Source organism: Salinivibrio sp. PR6 (assembly GCF_001995955.1).
Classification (GTDB): domain Bacteria; phylum Pseudomonadota; class Gammaproteobacteria; order Enterobacterales; family Vibrionaceae; genus Salinivibrio; species Salinivibrio siamensis.
This window is the reverse complement of the sequence record NZ_MUFA01000023.1, coordinates 1-17,879: the sequence shown is the minus strand read 5'-3', so window position 1 is coordinate 17,879 and position 17,879 is coordinate 1. Positions and strand designations below refer to the sequence as shown.

Sequence of the window (17,879 nt, the reverse complement as noted above, 5' to 3'; positions counted from 1 at the left end):
CATGAGTCAAACACAACTCGCCAGTGTCAGCCGAGGCAACTCGTTGGTACTTCAAATCCTTGTCGGTATTCTTGCCGGTGGTGTCCTAGCATACCTGTCTCCTGAGTGGGCAGCGAATGCAGGACTGTTCGGACAACTCTTTGTCAGCGCGTTGAAAGCCGTTGCCCCCATTTTGGTCTTCGTTTTAGTGGCGGCTTCTATTGCTAACCAAAAACAAGGGCAGCGCGCCAATATGCGCCCTATTATTGGTCTGTACCTTGTCGGTACGCTTGCTGCCTCGCTGACGGCAGTCACCATGAGCTTCTTGTTCCCCACGACCCTGGAATTTGCGACCACAGATGCCAGCATCACACCACCTGAAGGGATTGGCCAGGTATTGAATACGCTGCTTTTCAATATCGTGGATAATCCCGTTAGCGCATTGATGAACGGCAACTATATCGGGATCCTAGCCTGGGCGATTGGTTTAGGGATTGCCCTACACCATGCATCAAACGAAACCAAACGCGTGTTTTCCGACGTGTCAGAAGGCGTGTCGATGATCGTGCGCTTTGTGATCCGTTTTGCACCTTTGGGTATCTTCGGCTTGGTCGCGAGCACACTGGCTAAAAGTGGTTTTGATGCTCTCGCGGGCTATGTACACCTTCTCGGTGTGCTATTGGGTAGTATGTTCACCATCGCACTCGTGGTTAACCCAGCGATTGTGTACTTCAAAACAGGTCAAAACCCATACCCACTGGTTTTAAAATGCCTACGTGAAAGTGGCATAACCGCCTTCTTTACCCGTAGTTCAGCGGCTAACATCCCGGTGAATATGCAACTGTGCCGCCGCCTTGATTTGGATGAAGACACCTACTCAGTGTCTATTCCACTGGGTGCAACCATCAACATGGGCGGTGCGGCGATCACCATTACGGTATTAACGTTAGCGGCGGTTCATACGCTAGGCATTGAGGTGGACATCGCTACTGCGGTGCTACTAAGTATTGTCGCGGCGGTATCGGCCTGTGGTGCATCCGGTGTGGCCGGCGGCTCACTGCTGCTGATCCCACTGGCCTGTAACTTGTTTGGGATCCCACAAGAGATTGCCATGCAAGTTGTGGGAATTGGCTTTACCATTGGCGTCTTGCAAGATTCCGCAGAAACAGGGCTCAACAGCTCAACGGATGTGGTATTTACCGCGGCAGCTTGCATGGCCGAAGAAAGAAAAAATAGTTAACATGGCTATTTAAAGAAACACTTTCAAAAAAGCAGGTGCACGTCACCTGCTTTTTTTATCGCTGGCCTAGGCGCTTAGGCCGTCATTGACTGTCGTCTTTCCAGTGTGCCACACCGCGCGACACTACCCCTCCAGAACCTTCATCAGTAAGTTGCCATCGTACATGGCTTGTTTGACCATCGCGGCGCCCGGCATGGTGGCCTGGGTATAAAAATAGCTTTCTTCCAACACGAGGTGCTTACTATACAGTGGGATGGTTTGCGTCTTTAAGCACTCCATGATCGCCGGATAAAGCACGCTCTTGGCACGATTAAACTCGCCGCCGAAGAGTATTTTTTCTGGGTTGAATAAATTCACCACAATCGCGATAGCCGTACCCAGATGATGCCCCAACTCCGTGATCACCTGATGCGCGAGTCCATCGCCTGCCACTGCCGCATCACAGATTGCTTCTATGGTTAACGGTTTCCCCTGTAACTGGCTCGCGTGCCCCTCATCGAGCAGCGTCTGTACCTGTTCATACACGGCAGAAAGACTGGCGACCGTTTCCAGGCAACCATAGTTACCGCAAAAACAGCGTTTACCAAAAGGCTTAACCTGAATATGACCAAGCTCGCCCACATTGCCAACACGCCCCTGGAGTACCTTTCCCTCCAGCATGATCCCCGCGCCGACGCCATTGTGAACCGCAACCAGTACCGCGCTATCGGATTCTTTTGCGTTGCCAAATAACTTCTCTGCCAACGCCCACGAGCGTGTATCATTGCCCACAAATACGGGCAGCCCGGTCTCACGATGCAACACGGGCCCCAGCGGCATATGGTCAACCTCAAAATGCGGCATTTGGATCACTGTACCTTGGGCGCTGTTCACCAAGCCCGGGAGCGAGACCGCAATGCTGGTAACACGATCAACCGTTTGTTGGTGGCGTGAGAAAAAGGCTTTTACGTATTCAACCACCGTGGAAAGCAAGGCATCCTGCGCCATGACATCAATTTCATGGCGTTCTTGAATAAGGATTTCACTACTCAGTGAGTGCAATGCCATAGTAAGATAACCACGACCAAGGCGCATCGATAAGAACTGCCAGCCTTCATTGTCCAGCACCAGACCAACAGCGGGGCGGCCACGCATGCTGGTGCCCTGTATTTGTGTTTCTTTGACCAAGTGCGCGTCCATCAACTCTCGGACAATTTTGGTAATACTGGCAGGCGCCAATTGACTGCGCTTCGAAAGCTCAATCCGAGAAATCGGCGCAAAGCGGTCGATCAAATTATAAATCGTGCCCGCATTTTTACGCTTAATGTGGTCGATATGTCCCGGCTGCCCAATAATCATGCCTTGTCCTATAACTGCTTGGCCATGGTGATACCCTGATATCACCTATCTCCGTGAATTTTTTTACTTCGCGAACTAATTGTGAAGCAGCAAGCTGTTACCCCGTGATGTGGGTCACTTTAGATCGATGAAATCGCGTACAAACTCACAAAACCCGCTTAAACAGTAACGCTGTTCAAAGGCTAATCACGCGTGAAAAAACAAGATCTCAGTCGTATTCATTGGCATAATGTGGCGCTTTATATCTATCGCTATAAACCATCATGTACCGAGTCAACGAAATATTTGAAACCATTCAGGGCGAAGGCACGTTTACAGGGGTTCCCTCTGTCTTTGTTCGCTTACAAGGTTGTCCTGTCGGTTGCGCCTGGTGCGATACCAAGCAAACTTGGGAAACCGATGAGAAAGATCAGAAAGACAAAATTTTTATTATTGATAAATCTGAGGATTCTCCCGCTTGGTGCTGGCTTGATGGCAATGCGATTACCGCCGACATTTTAAGCCGCTACCACGCGCGCCATATTGTGATTACCGGTGGCGAACCTTGTCTTTATGACTTAAGGCCGTTAACCCATGCGCTAGAAGCGGCAGGTTGCCAATGCCAAATAGAAACGAGCGGCACCTACCCTATCCACGCATCCGCCAATACGTGGGTCACTGTGTCTCCGAAAATCAATATGCGAGGGAAGTTGCCAGTGCTTAAGGAAGCGATGGCGCGGGCGAATGAGGTAAAGCACCCGGTCGGCACAGAAAAGGACATCGATCAGCTTGATGCGCTACTCGCCACCTGCCCACCGGCTGATACAGCAACGATTGCATTACAGCCCGTGAGCCAAAAAGCGCGCGCGACCCAGCTGTGCATTGATACATGCATTCAGCGAGGCTGGCGCCTATCGATACAGACACATAAGTATCTGTCGATTGCCTGAGCATGGAGAGCAACGGCTTGGGTCGCCGTTACTCAAAACCGCGTGACTCGCGCAGCGCCACGACACTCAGTCACCGTAATAGGTACAGCCAGCGGTGCAGGTCTCTTTCACCATCACTTTACTGAGTAAGGGTAAATTTGGCTTAACTTGTTGCCAAATCCACTGTGCGAGTACTTCGCTGGTCGGATTCTCTAGCCCTTCAATCTCATTGAGATAATAATGATCAAGGCGGTTATAGATAGGCTTAAACGCCGCTTTGATTTCCGCAAAATCAATTACCCAACCTGTGTGAGGATCCACCTCACCTTCTACGTACAAACGCACGATAAAAGAGTGTCCATGTAAGCGACCACACTTATGTCCCTCAGGGACATTAGGAAGGTGGTGTGCCGCTTCAAAGGTGAACTCTTTAAACAACTCGGTGGTCATTTTATCTCTTCCAACAACAATAAGAGGCCGCATGCTACTCAAATTAGCCGGATGACTCAATCGCATTCCTCACTGGCTAAGCGCACGTAACATTCCAACCTAGCATTCAGCCAACAATGCGGACTCGTGTCTCACTAACGGGACGATTTACGTCGATGAAATCACACATTTTATATGGGGACTCCCTTACTTGCGCACTCTGGGTTTAACATAGTGGCTACAGGCTATAACTGATAACTCTATAACTTAATAACAAATGGTTGACTCATGCGCATGACCCTTGCGAGCAAAATTCTTCTTGCTCTTTTTCTTGTTTTCGCTCTGGTGCTCGTCACGTCCTTGGCCTACCAATCTCATCAGCAAAAGGCACTGATGACATCGATTGTTAGTCAGCAAACGCTCGATAAAGCCTCTAACTACTTTGATAGCCTTAACATGTTGATGTTGACGGGCACCATTAGCCAACGAAATACCTTACGAGAAAAAATGCTTTCTCATGAAGGTATTGAAGAGGCGCGTGTGATCCGCTCCGACGCTATTACTCGCTTTTTTGGCCCCGGTAACCCCGAACAATCGCCGCAAGATGCGATTGATCAGCGTGCCCTAGACGGTGAAACCATCGTTGAAACCGTCGACAGCAATGGCGAAAAAGGACTCGTGGTTGCCCTACCAATGAAAGCAAGCAGCGACTACCGCGGTACTAACTGTCTGCAGTGCCACGTGGCGGAAGAAGGGACGGTGCTGGGGGTGATTCGCCTTGAGTACGATCTCGAGCCGCTTTACGGCACCATAGATAAAGAAATGCTCATTACTGCCGGGATCATGGGAAGCATTGCTGTGATCGGTTTTCTGATCTCATTAACGGTGATCCGTCGGTGGGTAGTGTCTCCGCTCAAGCGGGTCTCTGCGTTCATGAAACGTACCAGCCATGATAAAAATCTGGCCGAGCGTCTCAACGATACCCGAGGCGATGAAATCGGTGAACTATGTGATAGCTGTGACCAGCTACTTGATAACTTCTCTGCCAGCTTGCAACAAGTTCAGCGTACCTCTGAGACGCTTTCAGCCGAGGCGATGAACTTGATTCGCGTCTCTAGCCATACCGACCAATTAGCGGATAGCCAGCGTCACGAAACCAATGATATGTCATCAGCGATCGATAATGTTCAACAACACCAACATGATATCCAAAACCGCACCCAAGAGGCCGCGCAGCTGAGTGAATCAGCGGCCACCAGCGCCAACCAAGGCAGTGATCTCGCTAACGTTGCCGCCAATGATATTCGCAAGTTAGTCGAAGATATAAGCCAGGTGCGCAGCCAAATTTTGGATGTGAATCAACAAAGCCAGCAAGTGACCACTATTCTGGGGGTGATTCGTGAAATTGCCGAACAAACCAACTTGCTCGCGTTAAATGCCGCTATCGAAGCCGCGCGTGCTGGCGAACAAGGCCGTGGTTTTGCGGTGGTTGCTGAAGAAGTGCGTAACCTTGCCAGCCGCAGCCACGACGCAACCGGAGAAATCCAGACCATTATCGAAAACCTGTGTGCAGGTAGCGAAGCCTCAGCACAAGCGGTGGAAGCAACCAGTGACAGTGCTAATCAGCGAGGCGAAACCGTTATGGCTCTCTCTGAGGCGCTCGGCAATATCGCCGAGCAAGTCACCACCGTGAATAACAACGCGGACGATATTAGCCAACAAAGCGAACACCAAGCACAAATGACCGATGCCCTCCTCTCTCAAGTTGGCCGAATCCAAAGCCATGCTAACGATACCGCCAGCAATGCCAATGAGGTCAAAGCTATCAGCGCGAATCTTGAGCAACTGGTTGAGCAGTTAGAGGGATTAATTGGTCAATTTAAGCTCTCAGACTCGCTCAAGTCTTGAAGCTATACAGGATACAGGTAAACTTGCTAGCCTAACTTGCAAAATGACTGATGCGGTTGTCACTGAATAACCGCGTTACCCTAAACGGAGATAGAAGCGAATTATGACATACGCGCCTGTAGTAGACGTCCTGCGCGGCAAGGCGGCAGTCGACACTGAAGTGACTGTGCGTGGATGGGTCCGGTCACGCCGAGATTCCAAAGCCGGTATTTCTTTTCTTGCCATTTACGATGGCTCTTGTTTTGACCCTATTCAGGCCGTGGTCCCTAATGAGCTGGATAATTATCAGCAAGACGTTCTTCGCTTGACCGCTGGCTGCTCAGTTGAAGTCACGGGTAACGTGGTAGAGTCGCCAGGAAAAGGCCAAGCCTATGAGCTGCAAGCCACAGCCGTAAAAGTCGTCGGTTGGGTAGATGACCCTGATACCTATCCAATGGCGAAAACACGTCATTCTATCGAATACTTGCGTGAAGTGGCCCATTTGCGCCCACGCTCAAACGTGATTGGTGCGGTGGCGCGGGTTCGCCACACCTTGTCACAAGCGATCCACCGCTTTTTCCATGAGCAAGGCTATTACTGGATGTCTGCGCCATTGATCACCGCCTCAGACTGTGAAGGTGCTGGCGAGATGTTCCGCGTCTCTACCTTAGACTTGGCCAATGTGCCCAAAACCGAGCAAGGCGACGTCGACTTTGACCAAGACTTTTTTGGCAAAGAAGCCTTCTTGACCGTATCGGGTCAGTTAAACGCTGAAACCTATGCCTGTGCGTTGAGCAAAGTCTACACCTTCGGTCCAACCTTCCGCGCGGAGAATTCAAACACCAGCCGTCACTTGGCGGAGTTTTGGATGGTTGAGCCAGAAGTGGCCTTTGCCGACCTGGATGATTCGGCGGCCTTGGCAGAAGCCATGCTTAAGTACGTGTTCAAAGCCGTGCTTGAAGAGCGCCAAGACGACATGAAATTCTTTGAGCAACGCATTAACAAAGACGTGCTCACGCGTCTGGAAAAATTTGTTAATGCAGATTTTGCCCAAGTGGATTACACCGATGCGGTCACCATCTTGCAAAACAGCGGCCAAACATTCGAATTCCCAGTTGAATGGGGAATCGATTTAGCGTCTGAACACGAGCGTTATCTTGCAGAAGAGCACTTTAATGCGCCGGTGGTCGTTAAAAACTACCCGAAAGACATTAAAGCCTTCTACATGCGCATGAACGATGACGGCAAAACCGTTGCCGCGATGGACGTGTTAGCACCGGGTATTGGCGAAATTATCGGTGGCTCTCAACGTGAAGAGCGTCTTGATGTACTTGACCAACGCTTAGAAGAAATGGGCCTTGAGAAAGAAGATTTCTGGTGGTACCGCGATCTGCGCCGCTATGGCACAGTCCCTCATTCAGGATTTGGTTTGGGCTTTGAGCGCCTCGTTTCCTACGTAACCGGAATGAGCAACATTCGCGATGTGATCCCTTTCCCTCGCTCACCACGCAATGCCAACTTCTAAATCGGTTTGCTATTCAAAAGGCTGCATATTGCAGCCTTTTTCTTGTGTTTTTTCCGCGTAAAAACTGCTTTTACAGCATAAACCAATACAAAACACATGACTGGTCCGCTTGTCCTTCGGTTTCTATTCTTCTCGACAAGTGTTATAAAAAAGCCAGTTTGACTTTCATTCATCATAACCATGGACGACACCAATGTTTGAGAAAATCTCTGCCGCTCCCGCTGATCCTATTCTAGGACTGACTGAAGAATATAAAGCTGACCCCCGTGAAGACAAAATCAATCTCGGGGTAGGCGTCTACAAAAACGAGCATGGCGAAACGCCGGTACTCCCTTCTGTCAAAAAAGCCGAAGCGTTACTTCTCGACAGAGAAAGCACCAAGTCTTACTTAAGCATTCCTGGCACGGCCGAATATGGCCTCGCGGTGCAACAACTGCTGTTCGGTGAGCAAGCTGACGTTATCAACGACAAACGCGCGCAAACCGCACACTCACCAGGTGGAACCGGTGCGCTTCGCTTGGCTGGCGAGTTTATTAAACGTCATCTTGGCGATGTCACGGTTTGGATCAGCAATCCAACTTGGGCAAATCATAAGGGCGTATTTACTGCCGCTGGCCTTCCTTTAGCTGAATACAGCTATTACGATGCGGCGAAAAACGATAAAGACTTTGCAGCCATGGTCGCTGACCTTGAGAAAGCAAGCTCAGGTGATGTTGTTCTCCTTCATGGCTGCTGCCATAACCCGACTGGCATCGACCCTACCGAGCAAGAGTGGCAAACCCTCGCTGAACTCTGTCAGCGTAAAGGCCTGCTGCCGATGTTCGACTTTGCTTATCAAGGCTTTGCCACTGGTGTCGAAGAGGATGCTGCCGGCTTACGTATTTTTACTCAGGTATGTCCTGAGCTGCTTATCGCGAGCTCATTTTCGAAAAACTTTGGTTTGTATAATGAGCGAGTGGGCGCCTTTACGCTCGTTGGCCGTAATCAAGAAGAAGCCACCAAAGCGTTTAGTCAGGTGAAAACCATTGCCCGCGTTATTTACTCTAACCCACCCGCTCACGGCGCCGCCGTAGTGACCACCATCTTGAACGACGCGACGCTCAAGGCGCAGTGGTTGCAAGAGCTAGCAGACATGCGCGATCGCATCAAAACCATGCGTACCGAATTTGTCAAAACATTGAAAGCGCAAGGTGTGTCGCGTGACTTTAGCTTTATCGAGCAGCAAAACGGCATGTTCTCGTTCTCTGGGCTCAATAAAGACCAAGTCAATGCACTAAAAGCCGATCATGGCGTGTATATCGTCGGCTCAGGCCGTTTAAATGTGGCAGGCATGACGCACACCAACATGGTGCCACTTTGCACTGCCATCGCAAAGGTTTTAGACTAAGCACCGCTGTCTTAAAACTGAAACAAAAGGGCCGCAAGGCCCTTTTTTTATGGGCTCCGTCCAGAAAGAAACAATTTATTAACATAATTATTAATAGAAAGCCTGAAACCACTACACTAAAACCAACAAGGCTTTTATCAACTGTGACCAAAAAAGATAAAGACTATGAGCAATAATGAAGTTGTATTTGGTGACGATGAGCGCCTCGTCTCGACCACTGATAAACGCGGGGTGATTACCTACTGTAACCCGGAGTTTATTCGGATCGCTGGCTACGATGAAGAGGAACTGACGGGCGCGCCTCACAATATTATTCGTCACGCCGATATGCCCAAAGCGGCATTTGCGGATATGTGGCGAGCTTTAAAAGCTAACCAACCTTGGCGAGGTATCGTCAAAAACCGCTGTAAAAACGGCGATTATTATTGGGTAGACGCGTATGTCACCCCCATTTACGACCGAGGCCAAGTCACCGGCTATCAGTCCGTCAGGGTGAAGCCTGATCCTGCCGTCAAACATCGCGCCGCGCAAATCTACCAAACCCTGTGTCGGGCAGAGAAAAACGGCAAGTCGATGAAGCAGTTATCGGTTGCCGATATTCCTGCGGCATTGAAGTACACATTAATGGGGTTGGGATTGGTCGCCGCACCTGTGTCGCTTATTTTCGATAGCGCCATATCGGGCTGGGATGTGGCGGGCGCCATTGCGATGCCTTTGGTGCTTGGTACCCTCTTCCGTGACGAGCTCTTTACCTTGCCAACCCTCGCGCGCGGCGTGCAAGCCAATTACGACAGTATCAGCCGCTATATTTACTCGGGGACTGGGCTCAGTTCGGTGGTTGACTACAAGGTGAAAATGCTCAATGCCCGCATACGCACTATTCTTGGACGTATGCTCGATGCTTCACTGTCACTGAATCAATTTTCGGATGAGTTGAGTGCATTATCAACACGCGTGTCTAATGCTATCAATAAGCAAAGCCACCAGATTTCCTCGATTGCCAGTAACATTGATCATGCCTCTGAATCGGCAAACAGGGTATCTGATAACGCCCAGCAAAGTGTTGAACTATTGCACTCGGTCCAGCAGCAAAGCAAAGAAACCGAATCCTTGTTACAGCAGACAGGCGAGCAATTAAAAAGCCTCTCTCAACAATCTGAAAACTCCCTCACCGCGACGCAACAGCTGTCTGCCACCGCAGATCGAGTGACCGAGTCAATGAGTGAGATCAGTGGGATTGCCGAGCAGACTAACTTGCTAGCGCTGAATGCGGCAATTGAAGCGGCACGCGCTGGAGAGCAAGGCCGAGGCTTCGCCGTTGTTGCCGATGAAGTGCGGGCGCTTTCCAGTCGGACGCAAACAGCCACGGAGCAAATCCAGTCTTCAATCCAAGACATGCACAACACTATTTCGCATTGGCAAAACCAGATTCACGAAAGCCACGAACAAACACAAGCGTGTGTTGATACCACGGACCACAGTATTGCAAGCCTGCACTCGGTCAGAAATGCGATAGAGGATGTGGTCGGCCGCACGAATGAAACACACCACTCTGCCCAAGCGCAATTAGAGAGTTTCACCGCCGTTAGCAAAGAGATCCATGATATCGAATCGGTTTCTCAGCAAAACCTCAACGAGGTCAATGATGTTTCCGAGGCAAGCCGTCAGCTGCGAGATAAAGTGCGTCAGTTCCATGATATTGCGAGGCAGTTTGAGTAAACCAAACCGCTAACGCCTCCACGCTAACCGCCCTAAAAAAGCCCCAGTCTGTTACCAGAGTGGGGCTTTTTGAACATCTGCCGTCTGAGCATGGGCGTTATTGAATCCCGTGCAAAAACTCAGCCCGTGTTGCGGCATTCTTCTTAAACAAGCCACCGAGTGCGGTGGTGGTCGTCTCACTATTGGCATCCATGACACCTCGAGATTTCACGCAATAATGCGTCGCTTCGATACGCACCGCGACGTCCTCGGTTTCCAGCAGCGTTTGCAATGCCACCAACACCTGACGTGTTAGTCGCTCTTGCACTTGCGGACGTTGAGAGAAGAAACGCACAATCCGGTTTATCTTGGACAGACCAAGCACTTTGTGGTTAGGAAGGTAGGCGACGGTTGCCCGACCATCAATGGTAACAAGGTGATGCTCGCAGGTGCTGGTCACTGAAATGTCCTTAACGCGCACCATCTCATCGCAACCCATCTTGTTCTCAATCATGGTGACTTTGGGGAATTGCGCGTAATCCAAGCCTGAGAAAATCTCATCGACATACATCTTCGCAATTCGCGCCGGTGTCTCGGCCAAACTATCATCGGTAAGGTCTAAATCGATCGACTGCAGAATTTCACGCATATGAAATTCAATTTTTTCTTTTCGTTCTTCAGAAGACATCGGAGATGTCGCCGTCATTGGGGTTTCAATACCGCGAGCAACCAACGCTTCCTGAACTTTCTTTGCAGCATCGCTCAATGCCATGATGGATTCCTTTTTGGGTCTGCCCTAGCCGTTCTTCTACTTACACACTGTAGCCAGTGTCGGATCAGTGCTGTCACTAAATAGAAGCATAACGTTAATATCCAAAAAATACACCTCGCGAATGCTGTGGTTTTACTGCCTGATGCCTTAGTGGACAGCCTCAATGGCAAAATTGTCAAGGAAAATGAACATCTTCGCTCAGAAATGATGTCGTCATGTGCGACCTACGCTGTCGCCAAGATGTCATCCTTCGTTATCTCGTCTTCTGAGTGAAACTAAACTGTCATTTTTATTTGGTAATCTCATCAGTTGATTTCCTGCGACTAACCAACCGTGGCGTCAGCCATACTCGCTCAGTGAATTGTGCTGGTGCAATAAACACCACCAAGACAAGATTTCAATAATAATAAGACACGCGATGGTATATCTTGCCCCCTCTACCGGGGGCTTTTTTTATCGCCCAACATAAAAGACATTGGCTTGACATAAACTCACATTTTTATTGGCATACTTGTTACTAACTTGGCTACGCTTGAATTGAAACCCACTGTTAGTGACTAAGGAGTCATTATGAAAAAACACGTGTTGATGGCAGTCATGCTCACTGCCGGGGTGACCGCTTGTAGTAACGGCCAGTATGCCGGCGGTGACGATGGCGGCGTGACAAGCTCTGGCGTTGCCCAGCAATGGCAACTGACCATGGTCGATCAACAGACTATCAGTGCGGAAGGAACCCCAACGCTTACCATTAATAAGGACATGGGTGTCAGCGGCTTTAGTGGCTGTAACCGTTATTTTGGTAACGCTGAACTGAATAGTAATCGCTTCAAAGTGGCGCCAATGGCCAGTACTAAGATGGCGTGTTCGTCCAGTGCGATGGAACTCGAACAAACCATGAGTCAGGTTCTAAGCCAATGGAGTGATGCAACAATACGTAATAATCATCTTATGCTCAGTAACGAGGCGCATACGTTATTATTCACCGCGGCTAACACGCAAAACACTGAGGAAGATCCCCTACTCAAAAGCCCTGTGGTTGATTCCCGCTTCAATAAAGGTGAAGAGTACTAACCTCGCGTCAGCGTTTATACCTTAGAAACATACAAGGGCGGTGCATCTGTACCGCTCTGGTTTTTTAAGGGTCAATGCTTTTATTGTCCTGCACCGGCGCGCTGATTTCCATCCAGTGCCACCCAGTATCATTGTCCGCTTTCGCACGGGTCAAGCCAATTTCACCATAAGCATGTAATCGCGAGGCAGTCATTTCTTTTTGATCGCTGACCGTTACCCCGCCAACAAATACCCTGACCTGATCTTCCGGCTCTCCTTCAAACTCTACCTTTAATCGTTTCACCGCTTTTACACACTCATCAGCCAATCGCTCTGCGCCTTCTGTGCGCGGCAAGATGGCAACAAACTGGCTACCGGTAAACCGACATACCAAATCACCGGGCCGTTTAAGCATCTCATCCAGTACCTGTGCAATTTGTCGGATCAACTGATCACCGGCAATGCGTCCATACTGGTTGTTGTAATTAGACAGGTGTTGGATCTCTACCACCATCAGGCTCAAAGGCGCTTCATCACGAAGTGCACGCTGGATCTCACGTTCGAGCTCCTGCTCAAACTGAGTGCGATTATGTAATCCCGTCAACCCATCACACTTGGTCATCGACTCCAGTCGACTATTGGCTTCTTTCAATGCGTGTGTTTTTTGATCAACTTGTACCTGAACACTGTAGGCACGAGACTGCAGGCGATAAAGCAGGTAGCAAATCACCAAAAATATGCCACTGCCAATGAGAAACGTCCACAACGGCACCCAGCTTTGCCTTGCCTGCATGTAGCTGACGGTCGGATAGCCAATCAGTTCCCACTCGCGACCCGCGAAGAAAATAGGCTTGGCGGGCTGTTGCGCCAGTGAGTCTTTCATTTGTGCCAATTCCACCCGCTGCGTATGAAGTACTTGGCGATGACTCGGGTCGGTCGCATCAATCAGGGTATAATTAATCCCATCATTAATGACGGTGTCGATCGCCAAATTAACCAAGGTATTCACATCAATCACCGCCACCAGAAACCCGCGTAAATCTCGCGTGTCTTCTCCACCCAGCTGCTCTGGATCTAATAAGATAGGCATGATCAACAAAAAGCCGCGTACATTGCCATAGGCGCGCTCGATAGTAGTAGCAGGGGTGGCGACAGGCACGCCGGTATTAAAGCTGGTTTTCAATGCCTGACGGGTGACTGGCGTGGAACCAAGATCGTAACCAATAACAGACGCTTCACTGTTCTCGCCAGAGGTGAATCTCAGCGGAAAATACATGTCACGCCGCTTAGCAGGGATCAGCTGATTGTTTGGGCTTAGTTCGACAATATTAAACCCTGACGACGGGTCACCCCTTTCTTCCATTCCCTGAACATAATGCCGACGCTGATGGTGCATCACGATATCCACCCACTCTATCGACTTAAAGCTTGGGTGGCGTTTCAGTACACCGGATGTCAGCGGCTGAAAATTACGCGCGTCCAGTCGGTGACCCGCGTCAAAATGATTCTTGACCGCGTAGAGCAGTTCAAGGCCAAGATTGACCTCGCGCGCCAACGCCATTGCGGCATTATTCACGTCTTTATGCAGCTCTTTACGAATCGCCTCTTGCTCTTTTTGATACAATAAATGGGCGGTTAAGGCTGCAAATCCCACACCGATCAGTGCGGTTAATACAATTACGCTCCATGCTCTTCGCGGCATCAGTGTCGTCCTTATAAAGAATAATCCACGTGATAAAACAGAAGGTTCACTGACTCTCTCCCTCTATAAGCGTAGTGGGCAGACTAATAAACGATCAAATTTTTAACAAAATGGCAGGACGTTTCGCGGGTCTGTCAAAAGGCGGCAAGAAATGCGACTCACTGTGTGTGCAGTGAGTCGCAGCCTAGACGTTATTTAAGCTTTAATTGGTTGGTGAGTGGGTCGTACTCACAACCAATATCATCAAATTTACTTTGCAACTGATCGTGGTCGAGGTCTAAATGCGCCATCAGTGCTTCCAAACTATCACACTCTAGACGCAGTCTTTCATTCACAATGCCATAGAAGATAGCACCATCTAATCGGCTTATATTGTGGATATCCATACCCTCTCCTTGCACTGAATTCACGCACTTTGAGTATAGATCCTAGACGAAAAACTGCCCAATCAAGCAATGACGAGCCGTGTCAAACTGATATTGGCCAACAGCATAAATCCAAAACCAACACTCACGCGCCAAAACACAGGCGATGTTTGTTTAAGCAGGTGCCAAATCTGTGCGGCCACCCCAAGCAAACCTAGGCCTGCACCAGCCATAATGGCATTGATGTCACTCGCTGCCGATGGGCTAACCGCTGACAACAGCGCGGCCATCATCATCACGCCCATAAAGGCTAATACACTGCTCACAGGGAGCAAGCGATCAAAAGCTTGCAATCGCGAGCGCGCACGCACTAACAAACTATGGCCAAGGCTCGCCCCAAGAATCACTAGTTGCAAGGCTCCCATCATCAGCATCCCGCCACCGTGCGTGGCAAGTATGACAATCCATGCAACAAAACCCAATAAGTTTGCGACATGAAGCAAAGGAATGGGACCGGAGTGACGTGTTTTGCCTGTTTTTGATCGAAACGCAAAAATCCCTAACAACAAAAAGGGTAAACTGGCGAACAATGTAAATGGAACTAAGATCAACCACGCAAAAACAGGCACCCAGAAAGCACGATGGAATCGGCCCCGCTGGCCTGGGCATATTTCTCCTTTCAATAGCGCCAGTGAGAGCACCAGCTGTGCCCCTAGAATTGCCGAGGCAACCGCAGGAGCAAGTAACGTATACATAGTGAAAAGCACCTTACGTATCTCAATAAAAAATGGTCAATTATTCGTTTCATTGCATTAAAAAGTTGGCTAGATCACATTGAATGCAAGAAACACAGTCAAAACAAACAACAAACTGGCATGTTTGCACGCTTATACCAACCTTTATGACAGAAAAAAATAACATGACCGCGCAGCAGGATAATACCAAAGCGGCGGACGCAACTGGAACCTTTGCACAGGCGGGAACAACAATGGGTGCAATGATGAGTGAAACCTTAGGCCATATTATCTACAAGCTGCAAATATCGTTCCTTGAGCTGTGGAGTGCTAAAAAGCACGCAAACAGCTTTAATAATACACGCAGCACTTATCTGCGCAGCCGCTTGTGCGTGTTGTGTTACGTATGGGCCGCCCTGACCATTGCATGGTCACCCGCTGATTTTTTGTTCCTCGCTGACAAAGCGGCCGCTGCGCAGCTCTCGCTACAACGCCTTTTGTTAGCGGGTATGCTTATTACCATTGGTTACGCGGTCAATCGCGCTAATAATCTCAAATCAGCAAAACTTGGCTTGGTCGCCATGGTGCTTGCTACCAACGCCTTTTATTTATCCGCCAGCCACACTTTAGGCTTTCCCACCGACAACGCGGCATTCTCTTACAGCTACACCTTGCTGCCCATTATTCAGATTGTCATGCTGACCATCTTCCCGCTCACAATGCGGGAAAGCATACTCTTGATGTCGATTACCCTGATTTGCCACTTATGGGTTGATTCATTCAGTGGCACCATGACCAGTCCAGATAATATTGCTTCGTATTGGCTACAAACCGTTATTGCGTTCATGGTGGTATGGTCACAGCTTTCTCAACTCCACATGATTTTGCGCCTTTACCGGCAGGCGACGCTGGACCCATTAACCGGTATCTATAACCGCCGAATGCTATTACAGCTGGCCATGCGCGCTCTGGCTGTTAGTGAAGAGCGGCACTCGCCATTCTCCGTCTTGCTGCTCGATTTGGATAAGTTCAAGCGAATTAATGACAAGTGGGGTCACTACGCAGGCGATGTGGTCTTGCAATCATTTACTCGCACCGTACAAGAGCGCTTGAGAAAGGCAGATATTTTCGGTCGCTTTGGTGGCGAGGAATTTATTGTCTTCCTCCCTAAATGTAATGGCGAAATCACCGCACAAATCGCCGAGCGTTTGCTGGGTGAAATTAGAGAGATGGATGTCTATATTGATGAAAGCCGTACTCCGTTGAAAGTCACCGCGTCGATAGGCCTTTCCACGCTACAACCAGGCGATACGCTTTCATCCTTGATAGAGCGCGCCGACAGTGCTCTCTACCAAGCAAAAGCCGAAGGGCGAAATTGCATACGTACTTACCAGCCAGGCAAACAGACGGGGTTTGACGCCAGAAACTCTGTCAGCCGTGACAATATCGATATGCCCACCGAAACATCGCTTTAGCGAAGCATTCGGTCGCAAAAAGACAATCAGAGACAGACAGGAGAAAGTACAGTCATCGCGAGACGCTCTGTTGGGTGGGCGGTGCCTTTTTCTCCGCGCCGAGTTAACGCTTAGGATGCCACCACAGACGTTTGGCGCTGGCTTTCGCGACGTCGGCGCATGACACGAGAAAGGCCAAATACCAGTCCCAATAAAATCGTGATAAGCACTAGGGCCGCGATCACCACGCCAGGCCATGCAAAGTGTTGCCAAGCTGCGATAAGATAAAACCCACCGAGACTACCACCAATATAATAATGCACCAGATATAAGGCTGTTGCCGTTGCTTTACCCTGCGCGGCTTGACGACTTACCCATCCATAAGCGAGTGAGTGAGTAAAGAACGCGCCACCGCTTACAATTAATAACCCCACCACCATCCAAAGCACCTGACTGCTCAAGGTCACTAAAACCCCCAGCATGGCCACCCCTGTTCCAAAAGCCATGCCTTTGATCGCGCCAAAGTGCAGCACCCAGCGCCCGCTCAATCGTGATGTCACCGTGCCGGCGAGGTAACAAACAAACACCGAAGACACCAAACTGACTGGCAATTGGTAAGGCGCAGCCACCAAGCGAAACGCCATCACCGAAAACAAATTCACGAATAATGCAAAGTTGACACCGCCAATCAGCATCGCCATCCACAATTTGGGGGTGCGAAGATGCGTGAGTACCCCGCGAGAATGGGTCAGTAAGGAGGTATTGCCAGGCGAAAAATAACGCTGACGAGGCAAAAGTTTACTCACGATGGCCACACCTACCAAGGAGAGCACGGCCATCGCCATCACCGCGCCATGCCAGCCCCACCAATCTGTCATCATCCCACCGAATACACGACCCGAGATCCCCCCCAGTGAGTTAGCACTGATATAGCTACCCACGGCAATTGCCAACGCCTCCGGTGAGAATTCTTCTGCCATATACGCGACCGCGACCGCGGCAAACCCACCCAGCGCAATACCGACTAAAGCCCGTAAACCGACGATGATCCAAAAAGAAGAGGTGCTGGCGATCATAAGGCCTATCACGGGAAGCATCCAAAGGCTCACCAGCATCACTGGACGCCGACCAATTCGCTCCGACAGCACGGCCCAAGGCACCAGTGAAAAAGAAAGACCTAAAGTGGTGGCCGCAAGTAGCCAGTTCGCCCGTGTTTCACTGATCCCATCGGCCGCGGCAAAGACAGGTAACATAGGTTGAAACAAGTAAAGGTTACAAAAAATCAAAAACGAGCCGAACGCGAGCGCAAACGCCGTCAGTCGGTAACGTGGTGAGCCAAGCTCTATCATAAAAACCTCACCAGTGGGCTAAGATGTGATCATGCTAACAACCGCTTTATAATTAATAAAAT

Annotated in this window: 15 protein-coding genes; 8 read left to right on the top strand and 7 right to left on the bottom strand. The window is 49.8% G+C overall.

The genetic code is table 11. The annotated features are described in order from the left end of the window. Position 1: 1 nt before the first annotated feature. Entirely contained in the window at positions 2-1,219 is a 1,218-nt protein-coding gene (sstT, locus tag BZG72_RS14250) for a serine/threonine transporter SstT (protein WP_046073082.1), read from the top strand. 123 nt (positions 1,220-1,342) lie between these two features. Here sstT and mlc read toward each other — a convergent pair whose 3' ends face one another. Beyond that, complete coding sequence (gene mlc, locus BZG72_RS14245; protein WP_077579053.1) at positions 1,343-2,557, bottom strand: sugar metabolism global transcriptional regulator Mlc; 1,215 nt, start codon at positions 2,555-2,557, stop codon at positions 1,343-1,345. A 263-nt stretch (positions 2,558-2,820) separates the two neighbouring features. On the opposite strand from mlc, the gene queE reads away from it, so the two are divergent. Continuing rightward, positions 2,821-3,486, top strand: coding sequence for a 7-carboxy-7-deazaguanine synthase QueE (gene queE, locus BZG72_RS14240; RefSeq protein ID WP_077607131.1), 666 nt, complete (start codon positions 2,821-2,823; stop codon positions 3,484-3,486). Between the two features lie 66 nt (positions 3,487-3,552). Here the strand turns inward: queE and queD are convergent, their stop codons facing one another. Further along, positions 3,553-3,915: a 6-carboxytetrahydropterin synthase QueD gene (gene queD / locus BZG72_RS14235; RefSeq protein ID WP_046073079.1), complete on the bottom strand. Its 363-nt coding sequence runs from the start codon at positions 3,913-3,915 to the stop codon at positions 3,553-3,555. Positions 3,916-4,182: 267 nt separating this feature from the next. Here queD and BZG72_RS14230 point away from each other — a divergent pair, with 267 nt between their 5' ends. The 4 genes from BZG72_RS14230 to BZG72_RS14210 all read left to right on the top strand — a co-directional run bounded on the left by BZG72_RS14230 (position 4,183) and on the right by BZG72_RS14210 (position 10,412). Beyond that, the gene (locus BZG72_RS14230) at positions 4,183-5,802 is read left to right on the top strand and encodes a methyl-accepting chemotaxis protein (protein ID WP_046073078.1); all 1,620 of its coding nucleotides are present in this window, start codon (positions 4,183-4,185) and stop codon (positions 5,800-5,802) included. 103 nt (positions 5,803-5,905) lie between these two features. Beyond that, positions 5,906-7,306 (top strand): asparagine--tRNA ligase, encoded by a 1,401-nt coding sequence (gene asnS / locus BZG72_RS14225; protein ID WP_046073077.1) that lies wholly within the window; start codon positions 5,906-5,908, stop codon positions 7,304-7,306. A 193-nt stretch (positions 7,307-7,499) separates the two neighbouring features. Beyond that, positions 7,500-8,693, top strand: a complete 1,194-nt coding sequence (locus tag BZG72_RS14215) for an amino acid aminotransferase (RefSeq protein WP_077579051.1) — start codon at positions 7,500-7,502, stop codon at positions 8,691-8,693. 165 nt (positions 8,694-8,858) lie between these two features. Further along, the gene (locus BZG72_RS14210) at positions 8,859-10,412 is read left to right on the top strand and encodes a methyl-accepting chemotaxis protein (RefSeq protein ID WP_077667095.1); all 1,554 of its coding nucleotides are present in this window, start codon (positions 8,859-8,861) and stop codon (positions 10,410-10,412) included. A gap of 97 nt (positions 10,413-10,509) precedes the next feature. Here the strand turns inward: BZG72_RS14210 and folE are convergent, their stop codons facing one another. After that, positions 10,510-11,166 carry a GTP cyclohydrolase I FolE gene (gene folE / locus BZG72_RS14205; RefSeq protein ID WP_046073073.1) on the bottom strand — a complete coding sequence of 219 codons (657 nt, stop codon included), beginning with the start codon at positions 11,164-11,166 and terminating at the stop codon, positions 10,510-10,512. Between the two features lie 567 nt (positions 11,167-11,733). Here folE and BZG72_RS14200 point away from each other — a divergent pair. Beyond that, entirely contained in the window at positions 11,734-12,234 is a 501-nt protein-coding gene (locus tag BZG72_RS14200; protein ID WP_077667094.1) for an META domain-containing protein, read from the top strand. Positions 12,235-12,298: 64 nt separating this feature from the next. On the opposite strand, the gene BZG72_RS14195 is transcribed toward BZG72_RS14200, so the two are convergent. The 3 genes from BZG72_RS14195 to BZG72_RS14185 all read right to left on the bottom strand — a co-directional run bounded on the left by BZG72_RS14195 (position 12,299) and on the right by BZG72_RS14185 (position 15,035). Further along, positions 12,299-13,915 carry a CHASE domain-containing protein gene (locus tag BZG72_RS14195; protein ID WP_077667093.1) on the bottom strand — a complete coding sequence of 539 codons (1,617 nt, stop codon included), beginning with the start codon at positions 13,913-13,915 and terminating at the stop codon, positions 12,299-12,301. A 191-nt stretch (positions 13,916-14,106) separates the two neighbouring features. Beyond that, positions 14,107-14,301 carry a DUF4250 domain-containing protein gene (locus BZG72_RS14190; RefSeq protein ID WP_046073071.1) on the bottom strand — a complete coding sequence of 65 codons (195 nt, stop codon included), beginning with the start codon at positions 14,299-14,301 and terminating at the stop codon, positions 14,107-14,109. A gap of 62 nt (positions 14,302-14,363) precedes the next feature. Next, the gene (locus BZG72_RS14185; protein ID WP_046073070.1) at positions 14,364-15,035 is read right to left on the bottom strand and encodes a hypothetical protein; all 672 of its coding nucleotides are present in this window, start codon (positions 15,033-15,035) and stop codon (positions 14,364-14,366) included. 146 nt (positions 15,036-15,181) lie between these two features. On the opposite strand from BZG72_RS14185, the gene BZG72_RS14180 reads away from it, so the two are divergent. Further along, entirely contained in the window at positions 15,182-16,489 is a 1,308-nt protein-coding gene (locus BZG72_RS14180) for a GGDEF domain-containing protein (RefSeq protein WP_158075484.1), read from the top strand. A gap of 110 nt (positions 16,490-16,599) precedes the next feature. Here BZG72_RS14180 and BZG72_RS14175 read toward each other — a convergent pair whose 3' ends face one another. Continuing rightward, on the bottom strand, positions 16,600-17,817 hold the full coding sequence (locus BZG72_RS14175; protein ID WP_077667092.1) for an MFS transporter: 1,218 nt from the start codon (positions 17,815-17,817) through the stop codon (positions 16,600-16,602). Positions 17,818-17,879 lie beyond the last annotated feature (62 nt).